Origin of the sequence: Acetobacter oryzoeni (assembly GCF_004014775.2) — a bacterium.
In the GTDB taxonomy this organism is placed as follows: Bacteria; Pseudomonadota; Alphaproteobacteria; order Acetobacterales; family Acetobacteraceae; genus Acetobacter; species Acetobacter oryzoeni.
This window is the reverse complement of sequence record NZ_CP042808.1, coordinates 1091093-1108458: the sequence shown is the minus strand read 5'-3', so window position 1 is coordinate 1108458 and position 17366 is coordinate 1091093. Positions and strand designations below refer to the sequence as shown.

Sequence of the window (17366 nt, the reverse complement as noted above, 5' to 3'; positions counted from 1 at the left end):
CTATTCGACGACGATATGAGATCCGGTTAAACCAGTAGCAAGTGCCCGCTTAAGGGCGGCATCTGCTTCGCTTATAGTCGCAAAAGGCCCGTAGCGCACAGCCCACATGGTGCTGTGCCCCAAAAACACAGGCCGAACGCTGGCACCTTGTGCCGCCGCCTGCCGCATGGCGGCCAAGCGAGATGTAAAATCCATGGTTTCCACCCACAGCATGCTGGACACAGGCGCGCCCTGCATAACAGTGGCTGGCAGATCTGCCAGCACCACCTTGCCCGGCGCAGGTGTTTCCTGCGTGGTGTTATCTGCCAGAACTGTAAGGCCCTGCCTATCCACTGGCGCGTTACCTAATGCCGTTTGTTGCACTTTTTCCAGCGGGGCCGCACTAATCTGCAACATGGGGCCGCCGGGCAGCACCTCGGCAAACTGCCTGCTGGCCATTTCATCTTCCACCACCTGCACACGTGCAGGCTCCTTACCCACGCCAAGCAAATCTGCAGCACGTGGGGAAAGGCCGATCATGCGCCCCGGATCATTCGGGCCACGATCATTCAGGCGGATCACAATCTGCCGCCCGTTATCCAGATTGGTCACGCGCACCACGGCGGGCAGCTGTAATGTCTGATGGCTGCCCGTCATGCTGGCAGCGTGCCAGACCTCACCATCCGCTGTCAGATGTCCTTCGGCCTGCGCAGGTTCCCTTACAGCCAGGCCTGTGCCTTGCCATGCAAAGTCTTCGCGCGGGTAAAACCACTTGCCGCCTGCCTGCCAGGCCGGCCCAACTGTATAATGCAGATCCTGCTGTGCCACGGGCTGCGGGCGCGAACAGGCCAGCACTGCCAGGCACCCTACAAGGGCGAGTTTTTTCACGTTATTGCATCACCAAGAAGCCCTACACCCAGCGCGTAGAAATCGGAGGGGTTGTAGCGGCGGATCACGTTAAAATTATGATAGACGATAAAGGCTTCGCCCCCCACCCCATCCGGGCGGATAATCGCACCTTCCTGCACGGCGGTTGAAAACTGCCCCACGCGTGGCCGCACACCCTGCTGCGCCCACCATGAAATGGGATGCACAGCCGTACGGCCAATTTGTGCCTGCGTTATGGTATCCGGCAGCAATACTTCCTCACCCCACGGCTGGCCGGGCAGCCAATGGCACTTGGCCAGATAATTGGCGATAGAGGCAAAAACATCGGCTTCATTATGCCAGATATCGCGCCGCCCCCCTTCCGGGTAGCTGGCCGCGTAACGCAGATAGGCGCTGGGCATGAACTGCGGCTGCCCCATAGCCCCTGCATAGCTGCCCAGCATACCTGCTGGTGTGATATCACCCTGCCCCAGAATGCTCAGCGCCTTCATGAGTTCTGAGCGGAAAAAGGCCGAACGCCGACCATCATAAGCCAGAGTCGCCAAGGCATCGATCACATGGAATGTGCCCATGCGTGTGCCATAAGCAGATTCCAACCCCCAGATCCCCGCAATGGCCCCTTTATCAACACCATATGTGGAACTGATACGGTTGAGCAGCGCTGTACGTTGGCCAACAGCCGCAAGCCCATCGGAAATTTTCTTTTCCGTAAGAACCCGATCTTTGTATTGCGCCCATGTCAGGGTGAATTCTGGCTGATGCCGGTCTGCCTTCAGCACCTTGGCGTTTGGCTGGGTGGTGAGTGCGAGGGCCTGATCCACCACTGCGGCAGAAATACCCTGCCCTATGGCTTCACGCCGCACGCCTGCCAGAAAGGTGGCATAACTGGATGAGGCTGCAGGGTGTGGGAGAGTTGCCGCCGTTGTGCGGGCCAATACAGGTGTGGCGAACAGAGCAGAAGCCCCACCAACAAGAAGTTTTCTTCGTAGCATTAAGGCTTCACGCTTCTGATCTGTGTAACATTCACTGCCATAGAATATAGTGGAATAAGGCCTTTGTCAGGCCATCTTCTTTATTCCCTTATTTTGGGCGCAAACACATGCACCAATAGACCCCACACCCTCTTGACAATACTGTCACAAAAGAGCCTGTTGGAGCCCTGCTGATACTCTTAAAACCTTCAAGACCGTGCTGTTCTGGCCGGAGAGAGATACCCTTCTTTGCTGGATCAGTTTCTGGAACTTACCGCCGCTTACCCTTTTGCGCAGGTTGTTATCGTTATTCTGGCTACATTTGTGCTGGAAGATGCGGCCACGGTTATTACGGCCATTCAGGTTAACCTCCACACACTCTCACCCATTACAGCACTTATTGCTTTGTATATTGGCATTGTAACTGGCGATGTGGGGCTTTACGGCTTGGGCTATCTGGCTGCACGCTGGAAGCCCGCCCAAAGATGGGTGAACACATCACAAATGGAAAACCAAAAAGTCTGGCTTTCCAAAAACCTGTTCTGGGTTGTATTTGTCAGCCGCTTTATTCCGGGCACCCGGTTGCCGCTTTACACGGCAAGCGGTTTTTTTAACGCGGGTTTGCCTGTATTTACCGCCGCCACATTTCTGGCCACACTTATCTGGACAACCGCATTATTTGCGCTTTCGCTCCATGTTGGTGGGTTTATTCTGGACCATCTTGGCGCATGGCGCTGGGCTGGGCTGGCCGGGTTTGTGTTGGTTATTTTCTTTATGGGCCGTTTGATTGCCCGAGCACAGAAACAGAAGACATGACACAGGCCGAAAAACAGCCTTCTCCTCTCTCCCTTTTTGAATTCTGGCCTGGTTGGGTTTTTTACACCCCCGTTGTGGCATACTGGATTCTGCTGGGCCTGCGCTATGGGGATGTTACCCTGCCCACAGCCGCCAACCCGCGTATTGAAACTGGCGGCCTGTGCGGTGAAAGCAAAAGCAGCATTCTGGATATGGCCGGTAATTATGCCAAACGCTGGATTGCTCCTTATGTCACGCTCCCAACAGACACGCATGACCTTGCGCGCGCTCACGCAGCCATGCAGGCCAAGGGGCTTACGCTACCTGTCGTGGTGAAGCCCGATATTGGGTGCAATGGCACCGGCGTAAAACTGGTGCGCACGGAAGAAGAACTGAAAGCAGCCCTCGCCGCCTTTCCGCGCAAGATCCGGCTGGTGATACAAAAGCTGATTCCGTGGAAGCACGAAGCCGGGCTGTTTTATATTCGTCACCCTGACAGCCCTATGGGGGAAATTTCATCCCTCACCTACAAGGATATTCCGGCCCTGCGCGGGAATGGGCGCGATACGGTGCTGCAATTGCTGCAAAAAGATAGCCGCACCAGCAAAGTGCTGCACATCTACACACCGCGCCTTACCCACTGCCTGCACGAAGTTTTGCCAGATGGTGATGAACTGGAGCTGGTTTTTGCGGGCAACCACTGTAAAGGGGCCATTTTCCGCAACGGCAAGGCCGACATTACGCCGGAACTCACACGCCAGATTGATGCCATTATGCAGGATATTCCCGATTTTCATTTCGGGCGTATTGATGTGAAGTTCCGTTCTGCTGAAGCACTACGTGAAGGCAAGGATTTTGAGATTATCGAAATCAACGGCGTAGGCTCAGAAGCCATCCACATTTGGGACTCTCGCACCACACTGCGTGAAGCCTATGCAGCCCAGTTCCATCATTACCGGGAAAGCTTCCGCATTGGCGCCAAAAAGAAGAAGGCTGGCTGGTCTCCCACCAATTTGTGGGAAGGCGTGCGCCTGTGGCAGCGCCAAAAGCGACTTTTGGCTTCCTACCCGTTGAACGACTGATTATTTGGCTTTTTCGCGCTGTTCCCGCCCCAAGCGGGAATGGACGTGACCATAAAACCGATAGCTGGCCCACCCTATCCCGGCATAAGTAAGCAGCAACAGCAAAGGGATAGGGTCTCCCTTATACAGGGCCAGCATCATATCCACGCAAAGCGGCGCCACCATGGTTGCGCAGAAGAAAATCCCCAAAAGCGGCACATAGCCCAACCAGATTCCGCGCACGGTAAAACCACCCCACGGCACACTGAAACGACGTGGAATTTCCGGCGCCTTGTTGCGCACCCAGATAACGGTAAAGCACACAATACCAAACGCCACGGCTGTGCCGAGGCTGACCAGATCACCAATAATATCAATCGGCAACGTAGCGGTAGCCAGCGCCACACCAAGGCCCAGCACAATGCTGCCGATCCACGGTGTTTGAAAACGCGGATGCAACTTGCTGAACATTGGCATCAGCAACCCATCTTCCGCCATGGCAAAAAAGATGCGGCTTTGGGCATATAACAGCCCCATCAGCACGGAACACAGGCCAATAACGGCCCCCAGCTTTACAAACAAAGCCAGCCATGGCTGATGCATGGCGTTAACGGCTATAGCCAGCGGGTCTGCCACATCCAGCGTCTGCCACGGCACCACGCCTATCAGCACGGCAGCCACAATCATGTACACAACCGTGCAGATGATAAGTGAAAGCACAATGCCAACTGGCACATCGCGCCGGGGGTTTCGTGCCTCCCCAGCTGCAGTGGAAACAGCCTCAAACCCTACATACGCAAAAAAGATAACCGATGCGGCACGGAAAATACCGGGGAAGCCAAACCGAAAACCGCCTTCGTATTTGGGAATAAACGGCGTCCAGTAAGAGGGATGCACCTCCCACACACCCAGCGCTACAAACAGCGCCAGAACACCCACTTTGAGAAAAACAATCAGCGCATTGATTTTGAAGGATTCACGCACCCCTAACACCAGAAGCAAAGAAACCGCCAGAATAGAAAATGCGCCTACGGCATCCATGCGCCAGCCCGCAGCAACGTGGCGGGATGCACCTTCAAACGCAACTTGCAGCGTGGTGGTGGAAAGTGCCGATGGCACATGCACGCCAAAGTCCTGCAAAAGGCTGACAGCGTACCCCGAAAACCCAGCCGCCACACCTGCGCAGGAAATGCCGTATTCCAGCAAAAGCAGCCACCCTACAGCCCATGCCCAGCGCTCCCCCATAGAGACATAGGCATACGTGTAGGCAGAGCCAGAAACCGGCATGGAGGATGCCAGCTCCCCATAGGAAAGAGCCGTAAAAAGGCAGGCAACCCCTGCCACAATAAAGGACAGAAGAATAGAAGGCCCGGCATAATTGGCAGCGGCCGTGCCGGTCATGACATAAATGCCCGCACCAATAGTGGAGCCCACACCCAACATAGTGAGCTGTAAGGGCCCCAATGTTCTGCTTAGGCGTTGGGTGCTGTTTTCCTTTTCAATACGCTGTAAGGATTTACGCCGTGACGAACCAGAAAGATCTCCCATCAGATTATTTCTGGATCAGTGCATAAAATGGAACAGAATGGTCGCAATACCGCCTACGCCCATGCAGTACCAAGCAAAGGGGGAAAGCGCCCATCTGTCGTGATCACGGAAATACCGCATCAGAAAAGCGGTGCTGAACAGTGCAGTCAGGCCAGAAACAACGGCCGCCACCAAGGCAATACGCATCTGGCCCGGTTGTAGGTCCAGATGCCGCATCTTGAAGGCTTCACGCACCGTGGCGGCCAGAATAACCGGCTGGGCCATCAAAAAGGAAAAGCGTGCTGCCGTATCATGGTGCAAGCCGCGTAGCAGGCCACCGCAAATGGTTGCGCCAGAGCGCGAAAGCCCCGGGAAAAATGCAAGGCACTGAAACAGGCCGATAATCACCGCATCGCGCGATGTCATGCTGGCAACAGAGTTCACGTTTTTGCGCACCATACTGCTGCGCAACCGTTCCACCACCAGCAAAAGCAGGCCGTTCAAAAACAGAAAGATGGCTGCGGAAGAAGCTGAGCCAAACAGATTGCGCAGGAAGTGCTCAAACAACCCGCCCACCACAACAGCCGGAATGGTGGCCACAATCAGCAGCCACAGAATATGCAGGCTTTCCATTTGCATGCGCTGCCCGCAACTGCCACTGGCCCCCTTAAAAATGGCCAACCAGTCTTTCCAGAAAAAAACCAGCAGCGCCACGGAGGTACCCAGATGCAGCATAACCAGAAACGGCAAAAAAGCCGGATCATGCGGATCGTACGACCAATGGAACAGCGCCGGCAGAATAACAGCATGTCCAAGGCTACTTACGGGAAAGAGTTCTGTTGCTCCCTGAAGAAGAGCGATAATGATAGCCTGAAGAAACGACATATGCAGTTACAACCCACGCTGGCACAACTTTGCTGCCTGTCCTTGCACCATGCGCCACCATGCTGCAAGGATTCATGCTAAGTCTTGTACCACAACATCATTATTCAGGATGAAAACACACCCATGAGCAGGCAAAACCGTGCAGGCGCGTGTCTTTTTAGCGGAGCAGTTCTGGCAGCCACTCTGGGTTTTGCCGTTTATGCGCATGGCACCCAGAAATCTCCGGGCACAGATAGCTACGCCCTCTCTGCCCGCTTTGTTTCTGCCAACGGGCTGGAGCGTGGCGCGGATGTAGATATTGCAGGCGTAAAAGTTGGCCGCGTATCTTCCATCACGCTGGACCCAGCCACCCAGATGGCCTTTGTGCACTTTACACTGGATGGTGCCCTGCATTTACCGCAGGACAGCACACTCACAATCAGCAGCGCCACGCTTTCATCTGAAAACGCGTTGATGATTGAACCTGGCACATCCTCCACCATGGTACCACCCAACGGAATGCTGACACATACGCTGGAGCCCACAAGCCTTGAGCAACAGGTGAGCAATTACATCTTTGGTGCCGGAAATCTGGGGCAGTAAGCCCGTATATTCTCTTATCTGATTATTTTTATAACAAAATACGCCAAACCGGGTTGACGACATTACGGAGAATCAGGTAGATCAGCGCCAACACAGTATGGCGGCGTAGCTCAGTGGTAGAGCAGGGGAATCATAATCCCTTGGTCGGAGGTTCAAATCCTTCCGCCGCTACCAATTCCCTTAAAAAACAATACACTCAACAAACACCAAGCCTAGGGCTTGCAGTGTTGTGTGTAGAATGTTGATGGCTTGAAACAGCCTTCAAACACATACAGCCAGACCTCGCCTACCCCGCCTCCAGATACCGGAAGCAGGGCAGCAAGGGATCTGAAGATTTTTAGCCTTCGGAAAGTTCAGGCTGAGGTTCAGATTCTTCCCGAACGTCGGGCTGAGGATCCTGTTCCTGCCGGTCTTCACCTTCCTCATTTGCCTGTGCAGCAGCACGCTGCTGGCGGGCGGCAAGGCGCTCGGCGCGTTCTTGCTGGCTTTGCTGCGCAGCTTGCGCCATGGCATTCATGATACGGAAATAATGTTCAGCATGCTGGAAGTAACCTTCCGCTGCCACGCGGTCTCCGCTGCCTGTGGAATCACGGCCAAGCTGGAGGTATTTTTCAAAAAGCTGCTGGGCTGTGCCACGTACGCGCACATCCGGGCCATGACTATCAAAAACATGATTCCTATTCATCGGAATCTGTCCATTCAGTTGTCGGGAACTCCCATTGCTCCCGTTGGAACGATGGTGTCTTGTCCGCATCCGTTTTACGTTCATGGGTTTATCACAGCGCTTTCCTGTTCAGGGCACTTTGGCATAAAGAAACAGTCCTGTATTAAAAAGGTATGCTTCCTGAGTGAAGGCCGAATTGTTTTTTCGGAATGGGCTTTATGTAAGGCAACATATAAAGTGTTGCCAAATGAAAGGCCCCCTTGCTGCTTTAATTTCTGATGCAGTGATTTTAGATTTTTACATCTGCTACAGAAGCAAGCTTGAGCAGTGTAGCAACCCAGGCACATAAAGCCAAGTTATTTTTCACGCCTGTTTTTCCAGCACCACAGCGCGGGCAATGCCTGCCAGATCGGCTTTTACATCCACCACGCGCAAGGCATTGGCGCTTGCCAAGGCGCGTAAATCGGCCTCCTGCCCTATGCCAATTTCCAGCACAGCCAACCCACCATCAGCCAACAAAAATGGCAGACGGCTGCAAATATAGCGGTATGCCGTTAACCCATCATCCCCACCATCCAGCGCGCGTACGGGTTCATGTTCACGCACTTCCGACATAAGGTCGGCCAAATCCGAAGTGGGAATATACGGTGGGTTGCTCAGCACCACATCAAAACGCATGCCTGGGGCCAAAGCAGCATCCCACTCCGCCACCATAAACAACGCGCGATCCTGCATATCGCAACGTTGGGCATTGCCATGCGCCAAAATGGCAGCCTGCGGGTTAATATCCACCCCCACCCCATGCGCCTTAGGGTATTCGGCCAAAGCTGCCAGCAGTAAACAGCCCGTGCCTGTGCCTAAATCCAGAATATTCAACGCTGATGCCTGATCCGAGCGATACTCCAGAAGGCTTGTAATAAGTGTTTCTGTATCTCCACGCGGCACAAGGCTTGCTGGCGATACGGCCAAATCCAAACTCCAGAACCCTTTGCTACCGGTAATATAGGCAAAAGGCTCATGTGTTGCGCGGCGCTTTACGTAAGAAAAGAAAGGCTCACTTGGCACGTTTTCTGTTGGGGAGCGTGCCAGAAGTTGCTCTGGCGTAAGAGAAAGCGCATGAATAAGCAGTAATCGGGCTTCCCGCCGCGGGCCTTCAATACCGGCTTGCGCCAGAAGCTGCGTACCCTCACGCAACAGTTGCGCTATGGGTTGGCAGGGAGCTTTTTTTTCTGCTGTATTCACGCACGCAACCTTGATGGATTGATCTGGTTAGACATCAATGCCCCAATTTTTCCGCTGCATCCAGCACACAACCACCTGCTTGCTCACCCTTTTGGCAATGCTGCCATTTTCCTACGCATATGCAGGTGAGTTTACGGTAACAGACGGCAAAGCTGATGCTGAAATTTCAGAAGTTTCACGCATTTATCTAGATGGCAAACTTGTCAGCGTGATCCGGCTGGATGACAAAAATCAGGAAAAAACGGTAAAAATCACCACCCCTATGGGCCGGTTAGACCACACCTATACCTTATGTGGTGAGATCACCATTCGCTCCCCCGAAGGGCGGGTGGAAACCCATGAGGTGGATAGCGATGGCACGCTCCACAACCCCGATGGCCACCATTTTTATGCCTTGGGTTCTGACAATTTTACCGAATTCTTTTTAACAGACCCCAATGCGCCAGAAGCGGCAGAGCATCATCCCGGCCGTTCTGGCGTATGTGCGGCACCTATTAGTTAAAAACCTTCAGCCGCCAGCAATGCTGCCTGTTCTTCCTGCGTGAGGGCATCCACAAACTCATCCAGTTCCCCCAACATGACACGATCAATTTTATAAAGTGTCAGGTTGATCCGATGATCTGTGACACGCCCCTGCGGGAAGTTATAGGTACGAATACGCTCTGATCTATCACCCGTACCAACCTGAGAACGCCTGTCTGCCGCCCGGTTGGCGTGCGCCTGCGCCCTTTCACGTTCATACAAACGCGCCCGCAGAATTTTCATGGCCTTGGCGCGGTTCTTATGCTGGCTTTTTTCTTCCTGCATGGAAACCACAATGCCACTGGGCATATGGGTAAGGCGTACGGCACTTTCCGTCTTATTCACGTGCTGCCCACCCGCGCCAGAGGCCCGAAACACATCTACCCGCAGGTCTGTTTCATTAATATCCACATCCACTTCTTCGGCTTCCGGCAATACGGCTACCGTAACTGTGGATGTATGAATACGGCCCTGGCTTTCGGTAGCAGGCACACGCTGCACCCGGTGCACACCGGATTCATACTTCAACCGCGCAAACACGCCTTTGCCGTTAATTTCGGCAATGCCTTCACGCAAACCGCCCAGCTCACTTTCGTCATAATCCATAACGGTAAAGCGCCAGCCATTCAGATCGGCATAACGGCGGTACATATCAAACAGCTCGGCAGCGAACAGGCCGGCTTCATCGCCCCCAGCTGCGGGGCGCAGTTCCAGAATAGCACTGCGCGCATCTGCCACATCTTTTGGCAGCAGAGACAGGCGCACATCCTTTTGCAACTGCGGAAGTTGCTCACGCAGTTCAGCCAGCTCAGCTTCTGCCAGTTCCTTCATTTCTGGATCTGCCAGAAGTTGCTCAGCTTGCTGAATGCCGTCTTCCACCCCGCGCAGGGCATTGATACGCGCCACAACGGGTTCGATTTCAGCATACTCGCGTGAGGCCTGCGTAAAGGCCTCACCATTCAGCCCACTTGCTAGCTGCGCTTCCAGTTCAAGCGCGCGGCTAACAATCTGGTCTAACCGTTCGTCAAACTTCATGCCGCAAATACGTCTTGCGCTTTAGAAAGCAGCGTATCGCGAGAGACTTCCTGCTCCGCCCCTGTTTCCATGTTTTTCACACGGAACAGACCTTTAGCCAGTTCATCTTCACCAAGGAAAAGCACGTGGCTGGCGTTCTGCTTGCCTGCACGCTCCATGCGTTTGCGCAGTGAGCCCTTATAGCCAATTTCTGTTCTCACGCCCTGCCCGCGCAAACCCTGCAAAATCTGCACAACTGCGCTTTCATCCGGCGTGCCAACGGGCACCAGCACAACCGAGCGCGGTGCTGCGGGCACTTGCTCCAGCAGCATGGACAGGCGCTCAATACCCGCAGCCCAGCCAATAGCAGGCACTTCCGGGCCGCCCATCTGTTTCACCAAGCCATCATACCGGCCACCAGCCAGCACCGTGCCCTGAGACCCCAAGCGGTTGGTCACGAACTCAAACGTGGTGTGGTTGTAGTAATCCAGCCCGCGCACAATGCTGGGGTTTACGGTGTAGGCAATACCAAACACATCCAGCTTGTTGCGCAGATCATCCCAGAACGCACGTGCTTCTGGCGTAAGGAATTCCGCCATCATGGGCGCATCCGCTACCAGAACCTTGTCGCCCGCATCCTTGCTATCCAGAATACGCAGCGGATTCTTTTCCAAGCGAGTCAAGCTGTCTTCGGACAGTTTGTCCTTATGAGCAGAAAAATACGCCACCAGAGCATCACGCCACGCATCACGGCTGGCGGCATCACCCAACGTATTCAGTTCAAGGGTAACGTAATCTGCAATACCGAGTGCCTTGAGCACTTCGTACCCCATGGCAATGGCTTCTGCATCTGCCAGAGGTTCTGCTGCGCCCAGAAGCTCTGCACCAATTTGGTGAAACTGGCGATACCGCCCTTTCTGGGGCCGTTCATGCCGGAACATGGGGCCAGCATAAAACACTTTTTGTGGGAGAGACTGCGTAAGCGCATTGGTCACCAAAGCGCGGCAAATGGCTGCCGTGCCTTCTGGCCGCAATGTCAGGCTTTCACCATCCCGATCGCTGAAGGAATACATTTCCTTGGAAACAACATCGGACGTATCCCCCAAGGAGCGGGAGAAAACCCGCGTATCTTCAAAAATCGGGGTTGCCCATTCATCAAACCCGTAAACACCTGCAATCCGGCGCGCTGTATCTACCACATGCGCGTGGCGGCGCTGGTCTTCTCCAATAAGGTCGTGCGTTCCTCTTACGGGCTGAATGCTGCTCACGAATACATATTCCCACACCACGGCACCCGTCACCTTGGCTGGCGTGGTGTTTTTTGCTGTTTAAATGGCACGTCTACCCCTGCCCGCACCTTTTGGCGCACAGCAGGGGAAGAATGTTGAATGCTTAGTTGGCGGATGCCATGTCTGGCAGTTCCTGCGCCTTGCCTTCCTGCTTTTCCTTGGCTTCTTCTGCCTGAATAGCAGCAACGCGCTCTTCTACCAGTTCTACAACATGTTCGATCATGTCAGCCGCAGGCACGGTATGATCCTGCTTGCCGCCGGCATACACCATATGGCGGCCAGAACCACCGCCGGTTACGCCCAGATCTGTCAGCAGGGCTTCACCCGGGCCGTTCACCACGCACCCGATGATGGACAGGGTAAGCGGGGTTTTAATATGTGCCAGCCGGTCTTCCAGCGTCTGCACTGTTTCCACCACGTTAAAGCCCTGACGTGCGCAGGATGGGCAGGAAATAATCTTAACGCCACGGTGGCGCAGGCCGAGGGACTTCAGAATATCCCAGCCCACCAGCACTTCTTCTTCCGGTGCAGCGGAAAGAGAAACACGCATGGTGTCACCCACACCGGCCCACAGTAGATTACCCAGACCAATAGAGGATTTTACAGTGCCGGCACGCTTGCTGCCTGCTTCTGTAATACCAATGTGCAGCGGATAATCGCAGGCTTCTGCCAACTGCTGATAAGCCGCCACAGCCATGAAGACATCCGATGCCTTCACGCTGATCTTGAATTCACGGAAGTCATGGTCTTCCAGAATTTTAGCGTGTTCCAGAGCGCTTTCCACCAGCGCATCGGGGTTGGGCTCACCGTATTTTTCAAGCAGATGCTTTTCCAGTGACCCGGCGTTTACACCAATACGGATGGAACAGCCGTAATCCTTGGCGGCCTTAACCACTTCACGCACACGCTCGGCGCTGCCGATGTTGCCGGGGTTGATACGCAGGCAGGCGGCACCTGCTTTTGCAGCTTCAATAGCGCGTTTGTAGTGGAAGTGAATATCGGCCACGATAGGCACGTTCACTTCCTTTACAATTTCTTCCAGCGCTTTGGTGCTTTCTTCATCCGGGCAGGACACGCGCACAATATCCACACCTGCCATTTCTGCACGGCGAATCTGTTCGATTGTGGCCTGCGCATCGGTGGTGAGGGTGTTGGTCATGGTCTGGACGGAAATCGGCGCATCACCACCGACGGCTACCTTGCCGACATGGATCTGCCGAGATTTCCGACGCTCGATATGCTGGTAAGGCCGGTAGCCGCTCATTTTACATCCTTTTGTCGAAAACGACAGTTGAGGGAAGCTGCCGTGTTCGGCCACACGGCGTTCTCCATTGCGTTTGGTGTTTTCCTGCCAAAATCAGGACCATTTGGCTACACATAATACGCGCGAGGGTGCCATTCTAGTGCGAACCCATGCCCTGAAGCTGGCGCGCATTCAAATCATCAGCGCTTGGTTCGGCTTGCACGGGTGCGGTCCGGCGGCGTGGCCGGGGTGCAGTTTCCTTGGGCTTAAGCGCCTGTTCCGAGGCTGCCAGATCTGTCTGCGCATCTGTTGTTGTTCCTGATACCGCATTGGGCACAGGGGCTGCAACATCTGCATGCGCAGGCGGTATGACAACATTATTTTGCGCAGCAGGTGCGGCCAATGTACCATCACGCACACCTTGTGGCGTGAGCACCATTTTGCGGCGTACGGCACCATTCCGCCCCAAAGGTGCTGTAACCAGTTCTCCCATACGCAAAACCACACCACCGGCATTGCCTACGGTAAGGCTATAAGGCCCACCCTCAACCGGCACATTCCATTCCTCATCAGGTTGCAGAATGTGGTCATACACAACCTTGCCGTTGGCATCCTTCACCTGCACCCAACTGGCGGCCAAGGCCTTCAGCACGATCTGATTATCTGCAACGGCAGCAGAAGGAACTTCTGGCGTTGCAGGAGGTGGCGTTTGCACATTGGGTTGCTGGGGTGTTTGCGCAACTGTCGCACCAACATCCTCACCCGGCTGGGGTGTGTCTGGCGCTACACCATTTTCAGGCGAAGCACTTGTCGCACCTTGTGCATTCAATGCCTGTTCGGCACTGGGCGGCTTAGGCTGCGCAGATGGCGGCAAAGGTGCCGGAACGGCACTTTTATCGGGTAAAATGGAAGCCACTTGCGGAGAAGGCGCATTATGCGTCTGCTCACCGGGCAGAAGGCTTGCCACAGGCGGCACGCGCTCAGGTGCAGGGGGCGTGTGCCCCGTAAAATAATACCAGCCCACATAGCTGGCCAGAATAACCGCAAGCCCAAGAGAGATGGACACAGCCGGCGGAATACGCCGGTCCGGCGGTGGATCTGGAAACACAAGTTCTGGCTGCCGAATGGCGTTGCGCGTTTCCAGCCTGTAACGCTCCACCATGGGGGTTGGATCAAACCCCAAAGCCTGCGCATAGGCCCGCAAAAACCCAAGCGTGTACACTTCCGCCGGAAGCACATCCGCTTTTCCGGTTTCCAGCGCATCCAGATACGCATCACGGATGCGCAGATACGCGGCAACATCCTCCAAGGACCAGCCAAGCTGTTCGCGGCGTTTGCGCAGCGCGCCCCCTACCCCGTATGTACCAATATCGGGGAGCGGAGGCAGAGCAGCCGGCTGCTCCTGTTCAGAACTTGGGGCGTTTTCAGCCATCAGCATCCATACGGCGTTGTTGACGGATCAGCGCTATCACGGCCTGATCTATCAGGTCAGCAATAATCTGGGCCACTGGCTGCACGGATTTTACCATGCCAACAGATTGCCCGGCCATAACAGAGCCTTCTTCCACATCCCCTTCAATAACCGCACGCCGCAAAGCGCCAGCCCAGAAATGTTCGATTTCCAGCTGAGCATCTTCCCGCGTGAGATCACCGGCCTGAAAGCGGCGGATAACATCTGCCTGATGCGCCACAAATTTGCGCCCGCCCTCATTGCTGATAGCCCGCACCGGAATAACCGGAAAGCGCTCATCAAGCTGCACCGAGGTTGTGGCATCTCGCGCATTGGCTCGCACAAAAGCTTTTTTAAAGTTTTCGTGGGCAATGCTTTCCTCTGCCGCGGCAAAACGTGTGCCGAACTGACCACCAGCAGCACCCTGCTCCAGATAGGAAACCAGCGCATCACCACGGCCAAGGCCGCCAGCCACAAAAACCGGCACGTTCTGAATATGCGGCAGAATTTCCTGCGCCAGCACAGTCAGGGAAACGGGGCCGATATGGCCGCCTGCTTCTGCGCCTTCAATCACCAGCGCATCCACGCCCATCTTGATCAGCCGCTTGGACAACACCAATGCAGGGGCGAAACCAATAACCTTGGCGCCACCATCCTTGGCAGCCTTAATGGCTGAGCTGGGCGGAATACCACCTGCCAGCACAATGTGGCCCACCTTGGCATCCAGACAGATCTGCACCAGCTCATCCAGCTTGGGGTGCATGGTAATCAGGTTCACACCAAAAGGCCGGTCTGTCAGCGCACGGGTGGCGGCAATTTCCTCAGCCAGACGGGCTGGTTCCATTGCGCCACAGGCAATCACGCCAAACCCGCCTGCGTTGGAAATGGCGGATACAAGATGGCGTTCACTCACCCAAGACATCGCCCCGGCCAGAATGGCATAAGGCGTGCCCAGAAAATCCGTTCCACGCTGCCACAGCTTATCCAGCCGTGAGCGGGCGCGTTGCCATTCTTCTGATGTTGGCGCGGGGTTCAGGCTGCTTGCAATATCAGACATCATCAAGACCATAGGCCGTGTGCAGCGCACGCACTGCCAGTTCGGCATATTCTGCTGCCACCAGCACGGAAACCTTGATTTCGCTGGTGGAGATAGCCTGAATGTTGATGGAGCGTTCAGACAACGTGCGGAACATGGTGCTGGCCACACCTGCGTGAGAACGCATGCCGCTGCCAACTACGCTCACCTTCACGATATCCGGGTCTGTTTGCAGTTCTTCATACTGCACAGCGCCACGCACGCTTTCCAGAATGCTGATAGCACGCGGCAGATCGGTCTTGCTGGTGGTGAAGGTCATGTTCGTGGTGCCATCGGCACCCGTGCTCTGCACAATCATGTCCACATTCACGTTGGCTTCGCTCAGCGGGCCAAAAATTGCCGCCGCAATGCCCGGACGGTCAGGAATGCGCCGAACCGACAGCTTGGCTTCATCACGGGAGTAGGCAATGCCGGTGACCAGTTTCTTTTCCACGATTTCGTCCTCATCCACCACCATAGAGCCAGGAAGGTGACCTTCCATCACTGCGGGGCCATCTTCAAAGCTGGAAAGCACCTGCACACGCACGCGCTCACGCATGGCAAGGCCTACGCTGCGTGTTTGCAGCACCTTGGCGCCAACAGATGCCAGCTCCAGCATTTCTTCATACGTAATTTTGTCCAGCTTGCGCGCCTTGGGCACGATTCTGGGATCTGTGGTGTAAATACCATCCACATCTGTGTAGATATCGCACCGATCTGCCTTAATGGCAGCAGCAAGCGCCACGGCAGATGTATCCGAGCCACCACGCCCCAGCGTGGTTACGCGGCCATCTGGCCCCACACCCTGAAAACCGGCCACAACAGGCACCATACCTTCGGCCATGCTGCCCAGTAGGCGTGCGCCATCTATCGAATCGAGGCTGGCCTTGCCGTGCAGGGAATCCGTAAGAATGGGCACCTGCCACCCGGCAAAGGAGCGAGAAGGCACGCCAAGTTTTTGCAGGGCAATGGCCAGCAAACCGCTGGTAACCTGCTCACCCGTTGCCACAACGGCATCGTATTCGCGCGCATCATACAAAGGAGAAAGAGACTGACAGAACCCAACCAGACGGTTGGTTTCCCCTGCCATGGCTGAAACAACCACCAGCACATCGCAGCCTGCGTCTTTCTGTTTTTTGACGCGTTCGGCCACGGCTCTGATACGGTCAAGATCCCCCACGGATGTCCCGCCGAATTTCATGACAATCCGGGGTGCGGAACCGGACATAGCTTTATTCTCCACCAAACAGGCCGTAAAACGCATTGCACCAGCCCTTCCCGCCACCTGCATAGCGGAAAAGACGCATGGGAACGGTTGCGCTGCTTCACAAGCCGCGTCACATACCTCTCCCGGCCCCCTTTCGTCCAGCGGGGAGACCAGCAGGAAAGGAATTTGTTGTATGCACGCCACCCGAGAGGAAGCGCCTTCCTCTGTTTCTTCCGAGGAAATTGCCCGCTTTAGTGCTCTGGCAGACAAGTGGTGGGATCCAACAGGCCCCATGCGCCCCCTACATGCCATGAACGGCCTGCGGATTGAATGGGCCAGCCGCCACCTGCCCCTGCGGGGCCGCAAATCACGCAAGCCGCATGTGCTGGATATTGGCTGCGGTGCCGGACTGGCCAGTGAGGCCCTTGCAAAAGCCGGGTATGACGTATTGGGGCTGGATGCATCGGCCAATGGCATTGCCGCCGCGCAGGCGCATCTGGAAGCCAACCCGCTTCCTGCCGGTTCTGGCACGCTGCACTATCGTCAGGGCAGCGCAGAAGAACTGGTGGCTGAACATGCCAAGTTTGATGCCGTTATGGCTTTAGAAATTATAGAGCATGTCACTGATCCTGAAGCATTTATGATCATGCTGGCTCAGCTTGTAGATGCCAATGGCACAGTTATTGTTTCTACCATGAACCGCACCCTGCGCTCTTTGGCTGTGGGCAAGATTGGGGCGGAATATCTGCTGCGCCTGTTGCCTGTGGGCACGCATGAATGGCGTAAGTTCATTCAGCCTTCCGAACTGGGCCGCTATGCCCGCACCGCTGGCCTGCGGATGGTCGCCATTTCTGGCATGGCACCCGGTATTGGTAGCTGGAAAGAAACGCGAGACTTGGGCATTAACTACATCGCAGCCTTCAAAAAAGACTGATATATAATTTACTTTATTATCAGCATGTTTCTGACACT

General features: G+C 55.1%; 17 protein-coding genes and 1 tRNA gene. 6 read left to right on the top strand and 12 right to left on the bottom strand.

What is annotated here, in order from left to right:
• Both EOV40_RS05275 and EOV40_RS05270 read right to left on the bottom strand, forming a co-directional pair.
• Window positions 1-867 carry a septal ring lytic transglycosylase RlpA family protein gene (locus tag EOV40_RS05275; RefSeq protein WP_128105234.1) on the bottom strand — a complete coding sequence of 289 codons (867 nt, stop codon included), beginning with the start codon at window positions 865-867 and terminating at the stop codon, window positions 1-3.
• Complete coding sequence (locus tag EOV40_RS05270) at window positions 864-1859, bottom strand: lytic murein transglycosylase (protein ID WP_128105233.1); 996 nt, start codon at window positions 1857-1859, stop codon at window positions 864-866. Before EOV40_RS05270 ends, EOV40_RS05275 begins: the two co-directional genes overlap by 4 nt.
• A gap of 228 nt (window positions 1860-2087) precedes the next feature.
• Here EOV40_RS05270 and EOV40_RS05265 point away from each other — a divergent pair, with 228 nt between their 5' ends.
• Together EOV40_RS05265 and EOV40_RS05260 are read left to right on the top strand one after the other, a co-directional pair.
• The gene (locus EOV40_RS05265) at window positions 2088-2654 is read left to right on the top strand and encodes a DedA family protein (protein ID WP_128105232.1); all 567 of its coding nucleotides are present in this window, start codon (window positions 2088-2090) and stop codon (window positions 2652-2654) included.
• Entirely contained in the window at window positions 2651-3715 is a 1065-nt protein-coding gene (locus tag EOV40_RS05260) for an ATP-grasp domain-containing protein (RefSeq protein ID WP_128105231.1), read from the top strand. Before EOV40_RS05265 ends, EOV40_RS05260 begins: the two co-directional genes overlap by 4 nt.
• Here the strand turns inward: EOV40_RS05260 and EOV40_RS05255 are convergent, their stop codons facing one another.
• Both EOV40_RS05255 and EOV40_RS05250 read right to left on the bottom strand, forming a co-directional pair.
• Window positions 3716-5242, bottom strand: a complete 1527-nt coding sequence (locus EOV40_RS05255; protein WP_128105230.1) for an amino acid permease — start codon at window positions 5240-5242, stop codon at window positions 3716-3718.
• A gap of 15 nt (window positions 5243-5257) precedes the next feature.
• Window positions 5258-6106, bottom strand: coding sequence for an undecaprenyl-diphosphate phosphatase (locus tag EOV40_RS05250; protein ID WP_050819694.1), 849 nt, complete (start codon window positions 6104-6106; stop codon window positions 5258-5260).
• Between the two features lie 123 nt (window positions 6107-6229).
• On the opposite strand from EOV40_RS05250, the gene EOV40_RS05245 reads away from it, so the two are divergent.
• Both EOV40_RS05245 and EOV40_RS05240 read left to right on the top strand, forming a co-directional pair.
• Window positions 6230-6688, top strand: a complete 459-nt coding sequence (locus EOV40_RS05245; protein ID WP_128105229.1) for an MlaD family protein — start codon at window positions 6230-6232, stop codon at window positions 6686-6688.
• Window positions 6689-6787: 99 nt separating this feature from the next.
• Window positions 6788-6862 (top strand) — tRNA-Met (locus EOV40_RS05240).
• Window positions 6863-7025: 163 nt separating this feature from the next.
• Here EOV40_RS05240 and EOV40_RS05235 read toward each other — a convergent pair.
• Window positions 7026-7457, bottom strand: a complete 432-nt coding sequence (locus EOV40_RS05235; RefSeq protein WP_050819693.1) for a DUF4167 domain-containing protein — start codon at window positions 7455-7457, stop codon at window positions 7026-7028.
• A gap of 258 nt (window positions 7458-7715) precedes the next feature.
• Window positions 7716-8594: a peptide chain release factor N(5)-glutamine methyltransferase gene (gene prmC / locus EOV40_RS05225; protein WP_128105228.1), complete on the bottom strand. Its 879-nt coding sequence runs from the start codon at window positions 8592-8594 to the stop codon at window positions 7716-7718.
• Between the two features lie 37 nt (window positions 8595-8631).
• Here prmC and EOV40_RS05220 point away from each other — a divergent pair, with 37 nt between their 5' ends.
• Complete coding sequence (locus EOV40_RS05220) at window positions 8632-9096, top strand: hypothetical protein (protein ID WP_128105227.1); 465 nt, start codon at window positions 8632-8634, stop codon at window positions 9094-9096.
• On the opposite strand, the gene prfA is transcribed toward EOV40_RS05220, so the two are convergent.
• The 6 genes from prfA to EOV40_RS05190 all read right to left on the bottom strand — a co-directional run bounded on the left by prfA (window position 9093) and on the right by EOV40_RS05190 (window position 16415).
• Window positions 9093-10151, bottom strand: a complete 1059-nt coding sequence (prfA, locus tag EOV40_RS05215) for a peptide chain release factor 1 (RefSeq protein WP_128105226.1) — start codon at window positions 10149-10151, stop codon at window positions 9093-9095. The two genes, EOV40_RS05220 and prfA, sit on opposite strands and share 4 nt — an antisense overlap.
• Window positions 10148-11398, bottom strand: coding sequence for a histidine--tRNA ligase (gene hisS / locus EOV40_RS05210; RefSeq protein ID WP_167506849.1), 1251 nt, complete (start codon window positions 11396-11398; stop codon window positions 10148-10150). Before hisS ends, prfA begins: the two co-directional genes overlap by 4 nt.
• Before the next feature lie 124 nt (window positions 11399-11522).
• Window positions 11523-12683 carry a flavodoxin-dependent (E)-4-hydroxy-3-methylbut-2-enyl-diphosphate synthase gene (ispG, locus tag EOV40_RS05205; protein WP_050819690.1) on the bottom strand — a complete coding sequence of 387 codons (1161 nt, stop codon included), beginning with the start codon at window positions 12681-12683 and terminating at the stop codon, window positions 11523-11525.
• Window positions 12684-12819: 136 nt separating this feature from the next.
• Entirely contained in the window at window positions 12820-14094 is a 1275-nt protein-coding gene (locus EOV40_RS05200) for a helix-turn-helix domain-containing protein (RefSeq protein ID WP_208729270.1), read from the bottom strand.
• Entirely contained in the window at window positions 14087-15169 is a 1083-nt protein-coding gene (locus EOV40_RS05195) for an NAD(P)H-dependent flavin oxidoreductase (RefSeq protein WP_208729306.1), read from the bottom strand. Before EOV40_RS05195 ends, EOV40_RS05200 begins: the two co-directional genes overlap by 8 nt.
• Entirely contained in the window at window positions 15162-16415 is a 1254-nt protein-coding gene (locus EOV40_RS05190) for an aspartate kinase (protein ID WP_035362166.1), read from the bottom strand. The genes EOV40_RS05195 and EOV40_RS05190 overlap by 8 nt, the downstream gene beginning before the upstream one ends.
• Before the next feature lie 172 nt (window positions 16416-16587).
• Between EOV40_RS05190 and ubiG the strand changes: the two genes are divergently transcribed.
• Window positions 16588-17328 (top strand): bifunctional 2-polyprenyl-6-hydroxyphenol methylase/3-demethylubiquinol 3-O-methyltransferase UbiG, encoded by a 741-nt coding sequence (gene ubiG / locus EOV40_RS05185; protein ID WP_128105222.1) that lies wholly within the window; start codon window positions 16588-16590, stop codon window positions 17326-17328.
• The last annotated feature ends 38 nt before the right edge of the window (window positions 17329-17366 follow it).

Bases quoted from the DNA above. Each gene is read 5' to 3' on its own strand.
- EOV40_RS05260 (WP_128105231.1), top strand. From the start codon at position 2,651: ATGACACAGGCCGAAAAACAGCCTTCTCCTCTCTCCCTTTTTGAATTC.
- prfA (WP_128105226.1), bottom strand. From the start codon at position 10,151: ATGAAGTTTGACGAACGGTTAGACCAGATTGTTAGCCGCGCGCTTGAA.
- EOV40_RS05195 (WP_208729306.1), bottom strand. From the start codon at position 15,169: ATGTCTGATATTGCAAGCAGCCTGAACCCCGCGCCAACATCAGAAGAA.
- EOV40_RS05190 (WP_035362166.1), bottom strand. From the start codon at position 16,415: ATGTCCGGTTCCGCACCCCGGATTGTCATGAAATTCGGCGGGACATCC.
- EOV40_RS05270 (WP_128105233.1), bottom strand. From the start codon at position 1,859: ATGCTACGAAGAAAACTTCTTGTTGGTGGGGCTTCTGCTCTGTTCGCC.
- EOV40_RS05245 (WP_128105229.1), top strand. From the start codon at position 6,230: ATGAGCAGGCAAAACCGTGCAGGCGCGTGTCTTTTTAGCGGAGCAGTT.
- EOV40_RS05220 (WP_128105227.1), top strand. From the start codon at position 8,632: ATGCCCCAATTTTTCCGCTGCATCCAGCACACAACCACCTGCTTGCTC.
- ispG (WP_050819690.1), bottom strand. From the start codon at position 12,683: ATGAGCGGCTACCGGCCTTACCAGCATATCGAGCGTCGGAAATCTCGG.
- EOV40_RS05250 (WP_050819694.1), bottom strand. From the start codon at position 6,106: ATGTCGTTTCTTCAGGCTATCATTATCGCTCTTCTTCAGGGAGCAACA.
- ubiG (WP_128105222.1), top strand. From the start codon at position 16,588: ATGCACGCCACCCGAGAGGAAGCGCCTTCCTCTGTTTCTTCCGAGGAA.
- EOV40_RS05255 (WP_128105230.1), bottom strand. From the start codon at position 5,242: ATGGGAGATCTTTCTGGTTCGTCACGGCGTAAATCCTTACAGCGTATT.
- EOV40_RS05235 (WP_050819693.1), bottom strand. From the start codon at position 7,457: ATGAACGTAAAACGGATGCGGACAAGACACCATCGTTCCAACGGGAGC.
- EOV40_RS05200 (WP_208729270.1), bottom strand. From the start codon at position 14,094: ATGGCTGAAAACGCCCCAAGTTCTGAACAGGAGCAGCCGGCTGCTCTG.